This is a genomic window from Bacillus sp. AFS041924 (assembly GCF_002577195.1).
Lineage (GTDB): Bacteria > Bacillota > Bacilli > Bacillales > Bacillaceae_G > Gottfriedia.
This window is the reverse complement of the sequence record NZ_NULG01000040.1, coordinates 24,269-39,938: the sequence shown is the minus strand read 5'-3', so window position 1 is coordinate 39,938 and position 15,670 is coordinate 24,269. Positions and strand designations below refer to the sequence as shown.

The window sequence follows — 15,670 nt, the reverse complement described above, 5'->3', positions numbered from 1 at the left end:
TTTTATAATTTGAAAAGATGTGAAATTATGGCAATACATTTTTACAATAATAAATGGATTCAACTTTTCCTCACTTTAATCATTGCAATTATTGGAGGTTATTTATTTCAATTCATTAAACTACCAATCCCTTGGCTTCTTGGTCCAATGTTTTTTGTCCTCATATTTTCTAAAATAAATGGTATCAAACTATATTGGCCAAATAAAATTCGTGATGCAGCAATGATCATAATCGGCTACACGATTGGACTATCATTTACTGCTTCAACCTTCATTCAAATCGGACATCAACTACCTTCTATGATTTTAATGACCTTTTTATTGATTTTATTTACAATTACAATTTCAATTATCATTTCAAAACTATTTAAAATTCATTATCCAACCGTTTTATTAGGTAGTATTCCCGGGGGCTTAAGTCAAATGATTGCTCTTGCCGAAGAAATTAAAGATGTTGACTTTACAATTGTCACGTTCTTACAAATTTCTAGGCTCATGATGATTATTTTTATGATTCCACTATTCATTTTCAGTCCATTTTTTGATATACATAAAAATTCAATATCAGAAGCTATTCAACACTCTTCTGCAAGTTGGCATGGCTTGTTTCCAAATATTATTATTTATGCAATTGCATGTACGCTCCTTGGACTATTAGGGAAGAAAATAAATTTTCCAACTGCTTTATTGTTAGGTCCCATGGTCGCTTCAATTATTCTCAATTTATCTGGACTACATGGACCTGCATTGCCATCTGTTATTTTAGATGGCTCTCAGCTAATGATGGGTAGTTATATAGGTCTATTATTGAATCCAGAAAAGTTAACTAATAAATTAAAAATTGTTTTAGTATCAATTTTAAGTGGCATTATTCTATTAGCATTTTCGCTTTTATCGAGCATATTTTTAACACATATTCACTCCATTGATCCTCTAACTGCACTGCTTGGTCTAGCACCGGGCGGTATGGATCAAATGGCACTGATTGCAAAAGAAGTAGACGCAGATATAACTGTCATTATGTGCTACCAACTATTTAGAACACTCTTTATCTTTATTGTTGTACCTTATTTATTAAGATATATATTTAGGGCGAGAATACAAGAAAGTAAGCTTAAACGAATAAGTAATGAATAATAAAAAAGCAAGGAACATTAACTTTCCTTGCTTTTTCTACTCTTCATAGATCATCTTTCTTGTCATGCCGCCATCTATGATCATATTTTCTCCATTAATGAAGTTATTGTCTGGGTCTGCTAAAAAGATACATGCTCTAGCTATATCTTCAGGCTTGCCTACTCGATTTGACCAATGCTGAAGATGGTCCGTTTTTTTTAATTCGTCATAATCATCAACTTGAATCCATCCAGGGCTAATACAGTTTACAGTTATACCATTTGTCTGTAGTGATGCAGCTAATGAATGAGTAATTGACACTATACCGCCCTTAGAAGCTGCATAAGCTTCTGAATTGGGCTCTGACATAATGGCTCTAGTTGATGCCATATTGATTATTCTTCCACCATTTTTCATCACTTTGGCAGCTTCTCTTGACGAGATAAAAACACTTCTCAAGTTTGTGTTGATTACTCTCTCCCATTCATCTATAGATAAGCTCAAAAATGGCTTAAAAACAGAAATTCCTGCATTATTAATTAAAATATCAAGTTTACCTGATTGATCGATTACAGAGTTAATTAGAAGGATGATGTCTTCCTCTTTACTAACATCCGTTTTAAAGAATATTGCTTTTCCGCCGTTTTCCTTAATTTTCTGTACTACCTTATTCCCTTTTTGTTCATTAACGTCTGCTATAAAGATCATTGCTCCTAATCTTCCAAAAGCAATTGCAATACCCTCGCCAATTCCATTCGCACCACCTGTAATGATAATTGATTTGTCTTTAAACTTTTCTTCCATTTGCTCATACCTCTTTAACTTCTAAATATTTATATTATTTCCTACCTTAACAAAAAAAGCCCTCAAGTTGAAAGCTTTTAACATCTATTTGTTTCGAATCAAGTTATCTCTACATTGAGATTTATTCTCATTTAATCCAACCTTTTTTAATAAATAAATCAACATATCCTTTTCAACTGAATTTAGTTGTGCAAATAATTCATGTATCATTTCTTTGTGAACTGGAAAAATGGAACTAATTACACGCTTACCCTCTTCAGTTAATACTGCATAGATTACTCTTCGATCTTTAGGACAATGTAATCGTTTAATATAATGTCTTGCCTCTAATTTATCTAAAACATAAGTCATATTTCCGCTTGAAATTAATATTCTTTTTCCAATTTGTTGTATCGGCAAATCACCTTTTTGGTATAACAATTCTAAAACTGCAAATTCAGTTAAATTCAAACCAAAACAATTTATATTATTAATTGAAGCATCAGTTAACATTCGATTTGCCTTACAAATTTCTGAGTATAACCTAAGCGAATTAGTTGAAATTTCATTATTATTCATTTCATTTCAACACCTTTCAATTATCTTGAATTGAAGATAATTTTAAAGTATTTATTGGAAGTAGTCAATGTCCGAATGTTGGTTTTCATAGTATGCTAGTTAGTTGTATTCGGATTTAGTTTACATAATATTATTATTTGGTAGTTTTTTTCGGATTAGCCAGTTTCAAATAGTCTATACTTTTATATTTTAAAAAATATAAAAAAACGTTGGGTGATCACAAAGTTTTTCTATAAAAACATTTGGTTAAATGATATATTAATTAGCATTAAATCCACTTTGCAAACCACGCAACATAATAGTCAGCAGGTATTAAAAGCTCGAGAAAAAATAGTACCCACAAACTTCAAACTCTATACTTATCCAATTCAGTAATAGCGTCATTTATCCTTCTGTCATCTCCATAAGGATTATTTTCTATTGATAACTCATAATGTCCACTATACCAAAGTTGTTTACTAAGGAAATCAAGATATTTCATAAAATAATTCCCACTTTTTGTACACATACAGAAATCAAAACTTATAAAATTACAATTTCAGCAATTAGTTGAAATATTAATATAAAACTCGAATTACCACCATAGTGAAAAGGTAATTTATGGGTATCCTAATTGTGTAAATTTTAATCCATAGAAAGTTTTATGGAACTGTATGTGAGTTATTTAAATTTAGGACGTGAGAATATGTCAGAGACAGATATGTCGAAATATGAGAAAAAAATTGAAGTTCGAAATATACGGTTGGAAGATATTAATGAAATCATGAGGTTATCTGCCCGCTGTTTTCCTGGCATGGAGGGCTGGAAACGGGAGCAATTAGAAAGTCATATTCGAATTTTTCCTGAGGGCCAGTTTTGTGTAGAGTATGAGGATAAAATTATTGGTTCTTGCTCCAGTTTAATGGTTGATTTTGACGAATATGATGATCAGCACACTTGGAACGTCATAACAGATAATGGTTATATTACGAACCATGACCCTAATGGATTTAATTTATATGGAATTGAAGTAATGGTCGATCCAGAATACCGTCGCATGAAGATTGGACATCGTCTTTACGAAGCTAGGAAGGAACTAGCTCGACAATTAAATCTTCAAAGCATTATCATCGGTGGCCGAATTCCAAATTATCATAAACATAGAGATGAAATGTCACCACGTGAGTATGTTGCAGCAGTCGAGAAACATAGTATTTATGACCCAGTTTTGTCATTCCAACTAATGGAAGGTTTTACCATTAAACGGATTAATACACGTTACCTTCCAGATGATAAAGCATCTGATTCATTTGCCACTTTGATGGAATGGAGTAATATTGACTATCTTCCAAAGTCGAAGAGAGTTTATCGTGCATCATTCCCAGTTAGAATTTGCGCAATTCAATACATGATGAAAAAGATTGATTCGTTTTCAGATTTTACGAAGCAAATCGAGTATTATGTTGACGTTGCTGCTGATTTTGGTTCGGATTTTGCTGTTTTTCCAGAACTATTTACAACACAATTGATGTCATTTCTCGAAGAAAAACGACCTGATCAAGCTGTTCGTAGACTTGCAACTTATACAGAACAATATATCGAACTTTTTACTGAACTTGCTGTTCGTTACAATGTCAATATTGTTGGAGGATCTCATTTCGTTGAGGAAGATTGTAATATCTATAATGTTGCCTATCTATTTAGAAGAGATGGTACAATTGAGAAGCAATTAAAAATCCACGCAACACCAAATGAGCGGAAATGGTGGGGAATTTCAGAAGGAAATGAAATACATGTGTTTGACACGGATTGTGGAAAGATAGCGATTCAAATTTGCTATGATATTGAGTTTCCAGAGCTTGCTCGAATTGCTGTGGATCAAGGAGCGAACATTATTTTCGTTCCGTTTTGTACTGATGATCGCCAAGGTTATCTCCGTGTTCGTTATTGTGCTCAAGCAAGAGCAATCGAGAACCAAGTATATACTTGTATCGCAGGGACAGTAGGTAACTTAACACATGTTGAGAACATGGATATTCAATATGCACAATCAGGTATCTTCTCCCCTTCAGATTTTGGGTTTGCAAGAGATGGAATTGTCGGTGAATGTGATGCGAATGTTGATACTGTAGTTGTTGGAGATGTTGACCTCGAAAAATTAAGACGATCACGAAATACTGGTTCTGTCCGACAATTACGAGATCGCCGACGTGATCTGTATCGAATTGAATTTAAAGATTTAAAGTTAGAATAAATAAATTAATTGATAAGTGACATAATTTAAACGTTATCACAATAAAGCTCAGTCTACTGATTGGACTGAGCTTTATTGTGCTTATTTTTACTACTACCAGCAATAATCACCCTTTGAAACATCTTATATTTTTTTCATCACCGGGTTTTGACATATTTAGACATTTTTTATGCACTTGCTATTTTAATAAAATATTGACGTAAGTAATTTTTCCTAAAAATGAATAAATCGCACAAATTTGTGTACGATAATGGTTTTTTACTTTATAATTTGATTATTCAGAAATAATTACGAATTGAAAATTCCGTGTCGAAATTTTGTGCATTTCCTATTATTTCTATTGAAAACTATTGGATATGAGGAGTGATTGTTTTGGAATTTACTGATGTTTTACATGGTCACAGGTCAATACGAGAATATGAAGACAAGGAAGTAAGTCAAGAGATTTTAGATCAAATATTAGATGCGGGTATTCGTGCCTCATCAAGTGGCAATATGCAATCTTATTCCATCATTGTCACAAAAGACAAGGAAATTAGAAAGAAATTATATAGTGCACATATGGAACAATCAATGGTTGTTGATGCACCAATTCTTTTAACTTTCTGTACAGATTTTAACCGAATGAGAAAATGGCTTACACTGAATGATGCTCCTGTACATTTTGATAATTTCATGAGCTTTATGATCGGTGCGATTGATGCTACTTTAGCATCTCAAAACTGTGCTTTAGCAGCTGAGAATGCTGGACTAGGTATTTGTTACATGGGCTCTACACTTGCAAATTGTAATCAAATTGGAGAAATCCTTAACTTACCACCAAATGTCGTACCAATTGTAGGCTATTCATTAGGCTATCCTAAAGAAAACCCTGCATTACGTGACCGCCTTCCAAGGCATGGTCTAGTACATTATGAACAATATAAAGATTATACAGATGAAGAAATTCTTGAAATTTATAAAGAAAGAGATCAAAAAGGTTGGCAACGTTACATGGACGTTCCAAAGCTAAAAGAAATGACGGAACGACTAGGCCTTAAGAATCTTGCCCAAATTTATACGATTGCAAAGTATACACAAGAATCTCATCACGAATATTCTCAAACTGTTCTTGATTATTTAGAGAAACAGAACTTTATGAATAATAAATAATCTTTACAAAATGGTCGATTTCCAGATTGTTGGAATCGACTTTTTCATTATTAAAATATAGTAGTCTATTTATTACCTTTATATTACTAAACTCCGTAAATTGCATAGTTAATTTAAGACAATAATCTATCCTTTAAAGGCTGTAACCTTTTGAATTTTTTATTATAGGATTGTCTATTTAATAATTCTTTAACTAATCTTATCGCATCTTCTTTTCGATTCGCTTTTACGTAGCATTCAATAATTTCTTTATATTTTTCATCATATGGAATCTTTTCTTGTTTAACTAGTTCAAACGCTTGGTCAAAGCAGATCGTTGCATTTTTATAATCATTTAAATAATAGTATGTTCCGCCATTTCCCACATGTAATTCTGCACGTTGTAAATCATTTAATGATAGTAACTTCAGACCTTCTTGTCTTATTTGAAGTGCTTTTTCATATTCTTTTCTTTCATCACAATTAAATGCTTCACTATAGAAATGCTCAAATTTTGTTAATGTTTTTTTTCGTCTGTTTGCTTTCAGTAAAATCACTATAATAAATAAATCGATAACTATTCTGCCAATATCATAAACTAGTGATTGAGTTTCAAAATTTCCCCAATTACGATAAGCAATTTGAATAAGATCCCACGCGAGCTTAAAATATAATAAATATAGAAAATATTTTCTCAATAAGGTACCAACTTTCTTAGATTATGTACATTTATTATACCAATCTAAGGTTTAAAATGAATAATTTAAAAATATTATAATAGATTATTAACTAACTCAAAATTGAAAAGTAAAACATTTGAATACTCCAAGGTTTAATTCTATCCTTTTTTATAAAATTAATTGGTTTAGCACATTACCTTCTTAGCAACTACCATTCTATTTTTTATAAAGATATACAAATAAACTGATACCATCTTGTTTAATAGTATAATTCTTAAAATCCGTGTCATTTATAAACATTTCAAAATTTCCCTTTGTATAAGCCCCCTTTTTCAGGAAGGTTTTAAATGCAAATTTTACAAAATACTTATCAAATCCTTTCATTTCTGTTTTTCGTATTTCTTTTTCTATATCTTCAGAAGTCGCATTAAAATTCATATCGATGATTAGAGCCATTCCGCCTGGTTTCAATACTCTGTACATTTCTGAAAGTGCTGTTACTGGATCTTTAAAGTTCTTGAATGCAGCACTACAAACAATAAAATCAAATGTATTATCACCACAAGGTAAATTTGATGCATTTCCTTCTTTAAAATCAACTGAGACATTTGCTTCCTTCGCATTATTTTTTTCAATGTTAACAAAATCTAGACTTAACTCTACTCCTGTAACATCAAACCCCATTTTTGCAAGTTCAATAGACAAATATCCCGGTCCAGGAGCTACTTCTAAAATCCTTGCCCCAGCTTCAACTAAAGTATTAATTTCGTAAGCATATTCTTGCATTTGAGTCATACGACTTCTTCGTGAATTTTTGTCATACCATTTTGCTGTTCGGCCGTAAATTCCAACATCTTTTTTCTTCCGCATATTTTTCATCATACGATTCACCTAATCTCCTTTTTATCTCATCAATCATTGTTAACAAGGATTATTATTTAAATTTATAACTAATAAGTAATTTGTTTGTGTAAATTAGTGCTACAACTTTAAAGTAGTTTCCATTTCTTGTACAATAAGAGAACAAAAACATCTAACAACGTTAGTTACCTAACATCGTTAGATTATCATCTAACACTGTTAGAGTCAATGGAAATTATTAAATTTTTGGAGAGATTTTATGGCTATAACTAAAGAAGCAATTGTAAAGGCATCGCTTGAAATATTAAATCGAGATGGAATTAGTAACTTGTCGATGCGTACATTAGCAAAGGAGCTTGAGATCAAAGCTGCCTCATTGTATTGGCATATTAAAGATAAACAGGCTTTGTATGATTTAATTGCTGAGCACTTAAATAATGAAATTGTCTTACCGGAAGAAATTGATGATGCAAAAGAGGCTTTAACAGCACTTGCATTTGAAGTACGTAGAGTTTTATTAAAGACAAGAGATGCAGTTGAGGTATTTGCACAGTCAATGCCAACTACTCCTAGTAGATTAAAAGCAGTCAAATTCACATTAGAAAATTTGACTAAATACGGTGTATCTGATAAAAACTGTTTAGTTGCTGGTAACCTTTTTAACAATTATGTCTTATCATTTGTAGCGGACGAACATCGTGCAAAACAATTCACGTTCACTCCGGAAGAAATTACAGCTTTTACTTCATTTTTTGGTGAACAATATCATTATAGTTTTGATTTTGAAGAACAATTTCGATATGGATTAAGAGTGTTATTTGCAGGATTACATACTGAGTAAATTAAAACGTCACATCNNGATGTGACGTTTTAATTTACACTATAAAAGAAACTGTTTTATTTAGTATTATGATCCATTCTTGAAATAAATGAATCGAATATTTCATCTGTAAAAACGGCAAATTGAAGAAGTTTTTTAGACTTTAATACAATAATTCCACTCTAAAATAGTCTTTCTAAATCCATAAAAATATTTATTTACTACTTATCTACTATTGAAAAAAGAGCTGATTAAAGTTCAGCCCTTTAACTTTTATTAAATAAATCATGTAGCTTACTCGAGAAATTATACATTTTTTGAGTTAACAACCGGTTTCCCATCTCTATCTAATAATGGGGTTAGACCTCCAGCATAACCGTCCCAACTAAATAAGTATTGTACACCGGTCTCTTTATCTTCTAATATTTTTATCCCAGACAACTTACCCTCTTTATAGATTACATTAAATCTATTTTCTGAATCCTTACCAAACATTTGTATCATCCCCTCCATACAAAGTAGCTTTGATCTTTATCTTTAATCAAAACGTACTGTATCAAATCCTTCAATTATATCCTCTAATTCAGTTAAAAAATTAATTTGCACTGGACCAGGAATTTGGTCCATCCATCTTTTTATTTCAGGCAACTCTTCAGCATCCTCTATATTGGACGGTTTTGGGTCAAGAGATTCCCACCACTTTTTTAACTCATCAATAAATTCATAGAAGTAGCGTTCAAATCTTTCTGCCCACTCTGCTCCTTCATCATCTGTTGTTTTTTGCATCATACTCCATGCTTCCATTGCTATTTCAAAGTATTCATCAATCTTTTTCATTTCTGTTTCCTTTCTTAGTAGTTCAAAAAATACGGAACTATCTACTCTGTTATATTACTTTCTTTTATAAAATGCGTAAGAAATTGTCATTTGTAAACATGACAGTAATTTAGAATCTAGGTCGATCATTATTATGTGTATGCCTTGTAATTTCTTCATGCAATTCTTGTCTTTCCGATTTATCTGGTGCTTTTGTACCGAATTTTTTTTGCATAAAGAAACCAAATGCAATTGCAACAAGTACAAATCCCCAAAATAAATAACCAAATAACGTCAATTAAATCCCTCCATTAATTAAAATTATATTGGTTCCATAACATATGGTAGTTTCATCTAATTAAAAGAAGATTCTAGATAAGTAAAAAGTCGACTATAAGTTGACTTTAGTGTTAACCCACACATTTGCTAGTTTTTTATTTTATATATATTCTAAACGCTAATTTAATGATCTTAATGAAAAACTTTTTTTATTAATTCAATTATTAACGGCATCAATATTAATACTGTTGAGCAAGAAATTAAAAGTCTAGTGACTATTTTAGATAATTTCTCCCTTCCTTTTCCATTATACCATCCACTAAATTGTATTTTGTTTCGATATAAGACAAATATTAAAACAAGGATCCCTATAGAACTCCACCATCCAGAATTATTAAGATTCACACCTATTTCTTCATATACTTCTGTTAAAATTGATGAAAATAAAGCACCTAGTAACCCAACAATCAATATAATTCTAAGCAATTCTAATAATGAACCAAGTGAAACTGATATTGACTTCATTTTACGCCTCCATAAATTACTTATATCTTTTTTAATAAGTTCAATTTAATTTATATTCTATATCTGGTAATTTTCCTCTTTTTTCTTTTAATCATATAAAATCAACTGCACACTAATTTTTAGCCAAAAAATCTCATATGTACAAGTGTAAAACCATTATTAAAAAATATTAATTAATTTTCATCATACATCATTTTAGAATCTAATCTTTGAATTACGATAAAGCTAATAATGAAAGAAAAAAGAATAAAATAAAGATGAGGTTGGTAATTAAGTGAAAAAGTTGTTAAAAATACGGTAGCAAATGGTGAAATTAAAATACTCCCCCATTTATTTTTAGTAAACAAATACATTGAAATTGTAAATAAGATTGCTGCTATTACCGCTGATAATATAGGAAATAATTGACCTTCACCAACAATTATATACCGATCATAGAAATATGTTAAAGATTCCATGTGCTCTCCCCTTCAAACTTAGAATACATTTACAATTTATTCGATTTAATTCTTATTTTCCCTCTAAAAGTCTATAAATGGTCTTCATTCTTCTCGAACAATTTGATATTTAGTTTAAGGAAAACACCATTCAAATATAACACTAGCCAGTATAGTAATATTGCTATTCAAAAATGTGTATGTGATCTATTTAAGAATAAAGTATAAATTAATAGAAAATACTATTGTATGATTTATTAATCGCTAGGTGGGATACTTTGTATAATCAAATCGTAAAATCTATACCCAATTTACTTACAATTTGTAATTTATTATGTGGTGTTCTCTCAATCACTTTCAATATGAGTGGATTAGTCATCATTGCCTCTATTTTTATTTTTATTGCTGCTATTTTTGATTTACTTGATGGTAGAGTTGCAAGAAAACTAAAAGTGAATAGTGAATTTGGTGTAGAATTAGATTCTTTAGCGGATATTGTTAGTTTCGGAGTCGCCCCTGCCCTTTTATTTCTTTCCATTTCAGCACCGTCTATTTTAACTTCTTTTGCATTCATCCTTTTTCCTACGATGGGAGCGTTAAGATTAGCTAAATTTAGTGCAAAGCCAACAATAGGTTATTTTAAGGGACTACCTATTCCGGCCGCTGGTTTACCATTAGCTGGTATGGGTATGTTTCTATATAGTAATGCATGGATTACCTTAATTTTAGCTTTCTTAATGGTTAGCCCGATCAGATTTAAAAAACTTTAACAAATACATATTCGAAATAGAAAATGCTATTACCTTTTTTAGAGGAAATAGCATTTTTAATTTATATATAAAATCATAATAATTTATACTTTACTAAATGAATTGATTGCGTTTTTTAAAGTGTAAAGTTTGGCTGTAAAAAGATAAAGTTCATTAAAATTATTTTCAACGTATTCATCAATAATGCTTAAACCTTTTATAAAATTATCAATCAATAAATATGTATATTTTTCATCCCAGTCAAACCGATTAATTCTAATCAGTTCATCTACTAACACTTGAAACCTATATTCCTCAATTAATAGTTTTATTTGAAAAATTTTATCTTTATTATTAAACGATGTATATTTACTATTTTCATAGCTTTTATAAACTAATTTTATAAAATCATTTAGATCCTCAGCCAACATATTTGCTTTTTGCATCTCAAATTTCATTTCCCTCATCCCCTAAAATGTAAAAAATATACATCACTAAGAAGAGTGTATGTTTTTATTTTAAATCATAACACAAACAATTCAATTAATCCCGTATCCTTCCTCATATCCTATACGAAATTGATTTTGAAATTTGATAGTTTTGGAAAAAGTTTTTAAAGAGTAGAAATAAAATAGTAACCATAATAGTGACACTATATTATGCTAAAACTTGTTTTATTAGAATCATCTATTAAAAAGAATTATTATTTTCCCTAGTAGTAATGATTATTTGTACTTTTGTTGTTCAAGTCGTTATTGAAAATCTTTTCCTCGATATACAGTTGACGATGGGTCCGAAGCATACTCTCCGCAGTTTCGAAGCGCTGAACGATCTAGCACCCGTTTCCCATCGGTTGTAATAGCGATTGCTCCAATTTCGGGAACAATGCAACCAATGGCTCGTACTCGATTGATTTCTTTTTGGATTTCTTGTATGATTCGTTTCCCGAACAGTCGTTTGTTTTGATGTTGTTGGTTCACAACCATTGTGGCCAAATAAAGATACACTTGATTACCTTTTTTGTACGGAACGATGTGATGACACAATTCCTTTTCATCGAGTTCACCTACGAGGTACATTTCAAAACTTTCCTGATCCAACCCGAAAAACGCAAGGAAACCTTGAATCCCTACTTCATTTTCTAGTACACGGTAGATCTCATTGTTTCGCTCCCAAGCTGTTTTTACAAAATCCATCGTCACTTGCCACTCGGGTGGATATACGCTTGCATCAAGACTAAGTAACGCTCCAAAATCATCTTCCGTAGCGAATCGAAAGGTCTCCATACTCTTCATTCCTTTCTTAATTTGATCGAGTTACATATTTATATACTCCATTAAAGTGTTACGCTTTTTAGGTTTTGTATATTAAAATCTTATTATCCATTATGCGAAATTTTCCGTCAAATTGCTTTTTATTTTTGACCAGTAGATATAAAAAAAGAGATGCCAATTCATACAAGAATAACATCTCTAAACTATCGAAATATTTAATTTCTCTTGATTAACTTAAAGGATTTGCATCAATCCTATTTAATATAAGTCAAACCAATACGATTATTAAAAATTTGATTTCTATTTTTAAAGATAAATGAACCGTCAGCATAATCAATTACTAGTTGCTCTTCATAAACATCTTCAAAATTTTTATTTACCATAAATTCAAATTGGTCTCCAATAATCATTTTTTCATTTGGACCGCATTCTCTTTTATTAATAACTTTAATTTCGTAAATGTTATTAACTACATCACAGCTTCCACGGTCAAACTCTAATTGAAGTATTTTATTTTGATCTACGCTTGCAAGTATTTCTTTTGCTGCATCTGTTATTTTAAAATCCATATTAAAATCTCCCCAATTCTATTAAGCGTTTAAGAACTTGACGCATACTGCTTCAGGAACTTGTACATCTGATTGAATAACAGTTAGTTTTCCTGTAGTTGTATTTCTTGAATATAAAACTAGATTACCTGACATTTCATTTGAACCAACTAAATAATTTCCAGAAGGATCTAAAACGAAATCTCTTGGCCAGTTCCCTTCACTTGAAGCGATTTCCACTAATTCAAGTTTTCCAGTATCTTGATTTACACTAAATACTGCGATACTATTATGTCCACGATTTCCTGCATAGACGAATTGTCCATCACTTGAAATATGGATGGCACTCCCTTGATTGTTTTCAGTAAAATCACTTGGAATTGTAGAGATATACTGAAGTTCATTAAAGCTTCCTTCTTCTTCATTAAATTGAAGAGCAATTACTTCTGAGCTAAGTTCAGTCATAATATAAGCAAACTTTCCATTCGGGTGGAATGTAATATGGCGTGGTCCGCTTCCAGGCTTAACAGAAAGACTACTTACTTCAACTAACGAATCACCTTCGATTTTATATGTAACTAATTTATCTATTCCTAGGTCAATCGCCACAACATATTTTTCATTTAGTGTATAACCAGAATAGTGTGCATGTGGTTTTTCTTGTCTTTCTTTATTTGGACCTGTTCCTTCATGCTGCATAATAGATTTAACAACACTTGCAAAACCATTCTCTTGATTAATTTTATATAATTCAATTGTACCTTTGTGATAATTCGCTGTAACTATATTTTGCTTATGGCTGTCAACGCTAATATGACAAGGTGAAGCGCCTTCAATAAGCTGTTCATTTAATTTTTGAAGCTCACCACTGTTTTCATTGATTGAATACGTAGCGATTCCACCTAAATTACCATCTTTTACTACAGCATATAAATTTTTATTGTCCTCACTAATAGCTAAATATGTCGGATTTCCCAGTTCAGCAACTGGTTTAACATCTGTAATTCTATCTATTTCAGTATCTAATGTAAATTGATAAATACCTTTACTTTCACTTTTTGTATATGTACCTACATAACCAACAAATTTTTGATTCGAATTCATTATTATTCCTCCTCTATTCCTTATTTTTTATGTAAATACCCCCACTTCAAAAACGAGAAAGTTTCATGAAGATGGGGGTTTATACTTATTTAAGATTCATATGCTTTTAAAAATTATAATGTTGTTTTTGCCCAGTCAGCAGCAAATTTCTCAATACCTTGATCTGTTAAAGGGTGTTTTGATAATTGTTCAATTACACTGTAAGGAATTGTTGCAATATGAGCTCCAGCTAATGCTACTCGAGTAACATGGTCAGGGTGACGAACTGACGCTGCAATAATTTGAGTGTCCATGTTATGAACACGGAATAATTCAGCAATTTTAGCAACTAATAAAACGCCATCTTCAGAAATATCGTCTAAACGACCTAAGAATGGAGATACATACGTAGCACCTGCTCTTGCTGCTAATAAAGCTTGGTTAACAGTGAAGATTAGTGTTACGTTTGTTTTAACACCTTTTTTAGTTAAGTAGCGGCAAGCTTCTAAACCAGCAAGTGTCATTGGTAATTTGATTGTAATATTTTTATCGCCACCATTAATTTTAATAAGCTCATCAGCTTCAGCAATCATTTCTTCAGCAGATACCGCGTTTGGCGTTACTTCTGCAGAAACAGATTCTACTTCAGGAACTAATTTTAAAATTTCTTCGATACGGTCTTCGAATTTAACTCCTTCTTTTGCTACTAAAGATGGGTTTGTTGTTACTCCAGATAATACACCCATTTTGTAAGCTTTTTGAATGTCTTCTACATTAGCTGTGTCAATAAAAAATTTCATTTCTAATTTCCTCCAATTTTTAGGGATATTTCCTATTGTATACTTTATTTATTTCTTTTCAACTGCATGTCCACCAAATTCATTACGAAGAGCCGCAACAACTTTACCTGTAAACGTATCATTATCTAATGAACGGTAACGCATAAGTAGTGACATTGCGATTACTGGTGTAGCAGCTTGAAGATCTAAAGCAGTTTCAATTGTCCATTTACCTTCACCAGATGAATGCATTACACCTCTAATTTCATCAAGTTTTGCATCTTTAGAGAATGCATTTTCAGTTAATTCCATTAACCAAGAACGAATGACTGAACCATTGTTCCATACTTTTGCAACTTTTTCATAATCATAATCAAAGTCACTTTTCTCTAATACTTCAAATCCTTCACCAATTGCAGCCATCATACCGTATTCGATACCATTATGAACCATTTTTAAGAAATGTCCACTACCAATTTTACCAGCATATAAGTAACCATTTTCTACTGAAGTATCTTTAAAAATTGGTTCTACGATATCCCAAGCTTCTTGGTCACCACCAACCATGTAACATGCACCATTACGTGCGCCTTCCATGCCGCCAGAAGTACCAGCATCCATGAATCGGATACCATGTTCTTTTAGTTCATTATAACGTCTAATAGACTCTTTATAGTGTGAGTTTCCTGCTTCAATTATGATATCGCCTTCTGATAAGAATGGTTTAACATCATTAATAACAGAATCAACCACACCATGTGGTACCATAATCCAAAGTACTCTTGGTGTATCAAGATTTTTAACTAAATCTTCTAAACTTGAAGTACCGATCGCACCAAAGCCTTTCATTTCTTCTACTGCAGCAGTATTTAAATCAAATGCTACTACTTCATGATTATGATCCATTAAATTTTGACCTAAATTAAGACCCATTTTACCTAAACCAACTAAGCCGACTTTCATTATGTTATCCTCCC

Annotated in this window: 20 protein-coding genes; 5 read left to right on the top strand and 15 right to left on the bottom strand. The window is 31.4% G+C overall.

Annotation, left to right across the window (positions count from 1 at the left end):
- Positions 1-27: 27 nt before the first annotated feature.
- Entirely contained in the window at positions 28-1,137 is a 1,110-nt protein-coding gene (locus COC46_RS12780) for an AbrB family transcriptional regulator (protein ID WP_098810102.1), read from the top strand.
- Between the two features lie 36 nt (positions 1,138-1,173).
- On the opposite strand, the gene COC46_RS12775 is transcribed toward COC46_RS12780, so the two are convergent.
- Positions 1,174-1,920, bottom strand: a complete 747-nt coding sequence (locus COC46_RS12775) for an SDR family NAD(P)-dependent oxidoreductase (RefSeq protein WP_098810101.1) — start codon at positions 1,918-1,920, stop codon at positions 1,174-1,176.
- A gap of 84 nt (positions 1,921-2,004) precedes the next feature.
- Positions 2,005-2,478 (bottom strand): MarR family winged helix-turn-helix transcriptional regulator, encoded by a 474-nt coding sequence (locus tag COC46_RS12770; protein ID WP_098810100.1) that lies wholly within the window; start codon positions 2,476-2,478, stop codon positions 2,005-2,007.
- Positions 2,479-3,163: 685 nt separating this feature from the next.
- On the opposite strand from COC46_RS12770, the gene COC46_RS12765 reads away from it, so the two are divergent.
- Both COC46_RS12765 and COC46_RS12760 read left to right on the top strand, forming a co-directional pair.
- Positions 3,164-4,711 (top strand): bifunctional GNAT family N-acetyltransferase/carbon-nitrogen hydrolase family protein, encoded by a 1,548-nt coding sequence (locus tag COC46_RS12765; protein WP_098810099.1) that lies wholly within the window; start codon positions 3,164-3,166, stop codon positions 4,709-4,711.
- Positions 4,712-5,083: 372 nt separating this feature from the next.
- Positions 5,084-5,863 (top strand): nitroreductase family protein, encoded by a 780-nt coding sequence (locus COC46_RS12760; protein ID WP_098810098.1) that lies wholly within the window; start codon positions 5,084-5,086, stop codon positions 5,861-5,863.
- A 113-nt stretch (positions 5,864-5,976) separates the two neighbouring features.
- On the opposite strand, the gene COC46_RS12755 is transcribed toward COC46_RS12760, so the two are convergent.
- Together COC46_RS12755 and COC46_RS12750 are read right to left on the bottom strand one after the other, a co-directional pair.
- Complete coding sequence (locus COC46_RS12755; protein ID WP_098810097.1) at positions 5,977-6,540, bottom strand: tetratricopeptide repeat protein; 564 nt, start codon at positions 6,538-6,540, stop codon at positions 5,977-5,979.
- 198 nt (positions 6,541-6,738) lie between these two features.
- The gene (locus COC46_RS12750; protein ID WP_255294894.1) at positions 6,739-7,401 is read right to left on the bottom strand and encodes a class I SAM-dependent methyltransferase; all 663 of its coding nucleotides are present in this window, start codon (positions 7,399-7,401) and stop codon (positions 6,739-6,741) included.
- Between the two features lie 241 nt (positions 7,402-7,642).
- On the opposite strand from COC46_RS12750, the gene COC46_RS12745 reads away from it, so the two are divergent.
- Positions 7,643-8,224, top strand: a complete 582-nt coding sequence (locus tag COC46_RS12745) for a TetR/AcrR family transcriptional regulator C-terminal domain-containing protein (protein ID WP_098810096.1) — start codon at positions 7,643-7,645, stop codon at positions 8,222-8,224.
- A 285-nt stretch (positions 8,225-8,509) separates the two neighbouring features.
- Here COC46_RS12745 and COC46_RS12740 read toward each other — a convergent pair whose 3' ends face one another.
- From COC46_RS12740 to COC46_RS12725, 5 genes are all read right to left on the bottom strand, one after another.
- Positions 8,510-8,698: a DUF6440 family protein gene (locus tag COC46_RS12740; protein WP_098810095.1), complete on the bottom strand. Its 189-nt coding sequence runs from the start codon at positions 8,696-8,698 to the stop codon at positions 8,510-8,512.
- Between the two features lie 42 nt (positions 8,699-8,740).
- On the bottom strand, positions 8,741-9,040 hold the full coding sequence (locus COC46_RS12735) for a hypothetical protein (protein WP_098810094.1): 300 nt from the start codon (positions 9,038-9,040) through the stop codon (positions 8,741-8,743).
- Between the two features lie 109 nt (positions 9,041-9,149).
- Positions 9,150-9,317 (bottom strand): hypothetical protein, encoded by a 168-nt coding sequence (locus tag COC46_RS22200; RefSeq protein WP_176545141.1) that lies wholly within the window; start codon positions 9,315-9,317, stop codon positions 9,150-9,152.
- Positions 9,318-9,490: 173 nt separating this feature from the next.
- Positions 9,491-9,823 carry a hypothetical protein gene (locus COC46_RS12730; RefSeq protein ID WP_098810093.1) on the bottom strand — a complete coding sequence of 111 codons (333 nt, stop codon included), beginning with the start codon at positions 9,821-9,823 and terminating at the stop codon, positions 9,491-9,493.
- Positions 9,824-9,996: 173 nt separating this feature from the next.
- Entirely contained in the window at positions 9,997-10,281 is a 285-nt protein-coding gene (locus tag COC46_RS12725) for a hypothetical protein (RefSeq protein WP_098810092.1), read from the bottom strand.
- Between the two features lie 257 nt (positions 10,282-10,538).
- On the opposite strand from COC46_RS12725, the gene pssA reads away from it, so the two are divergent.
- A complete protein-coding gene (gene pssA, locus COC46_RS12720; protein ID WP_098810091.1) occupies positions 10,539-11,030 on the top strand; it encodes a CDP-diacylglycerol--serine O-phosphatidyltransferase in 492 nt (163 codons plus the stop codon).
- Between the two features lie 83 nt (positions 11,031-11,113).
- On the opposite strand, the gene COC46_RS12715 is transcribed toward pssA, so the two are convergent.
- The 6 genes from COC46_RS12715 to gnd all read right to left on the bottom strand — a co-directional run bounded on the left by COC46_RS12715 (position 11,114) and on the right by gnd (position 15,656).
- Entirely contained in the window at positions 11,114-11,467 is a 354-nt protein-coding gene (locus COC46_RS12715; protein WP_098810090.1) for a hypothetical protein, read from the bottom strand.
- A 294-nt stretch (positions 11,468-11,761) separates the two neighbouring features.
- Positions 11,762-12,295 (bottom strand): hypothetical protein, encoded by a 534-nt coding sequence (locus COC46_RS12710; RefSeq protein ID WP_098810089.1) that lies wholly within the window; start codon positions 12,293-12,295, stop codon positions 11,762-11,764.
- Between the two features lie 242 nt (positions 12,296-12,537).
- Positions 12,538-12,852: an iron-sulfur cluster biosynthesis family protein gene (locus COC46_RS12705; RefSeq protein WP_098810088.1), complete on the bottom strand. Its 315-nt coding sequence runs from the start codon at positions 12,850-12,852 to the stop codon at positions 12,538-12,540.
- 21 nt (positions 12,853-12,873) lie between these two features.
- Positions 12,874-13,935, bottom strand: coding sequence for a lactonase family protein (locus COC46_RS12700; protein WP_098810087.1), 1,062 nt, complete (start codon positions 13,933-13,935; stop codon positions 12,874-12,876).
- Positions 13,936-14,048: 113 nt separating this feature from the next.
- Complete coding sequence (gene fsa, locus COC46_RS12695) at positions 14,049-14,714, bottom strand: fructose-6-phosphate aldolase (protein ID WP_088072603.1); 666 nt, start codon at positions 14,712-14,714, stop codon at positions 14,049-14,051.
- A 48-nt stretch (positions 14,715-14,762) separates the two neighbouring features.
- Positions 14,763-15,656 carry a phosphogluconate dehydrogenase (NAD(+)-dependent, decarboxylating) gene (gene gnd, locus COC46_RS12690; RefSeq protein ID WP_098810086.1) on the bottom strand — a complete coding sequence of 298 codons (894 nt, stop codon included), beginning with the start codon at positions 15,654-15,656 and terminating at the stop codon, positions 14,763-14,765.
- Between the last annotated feature and the right edge of the window lie 14 nt (positions 15,657-15,670).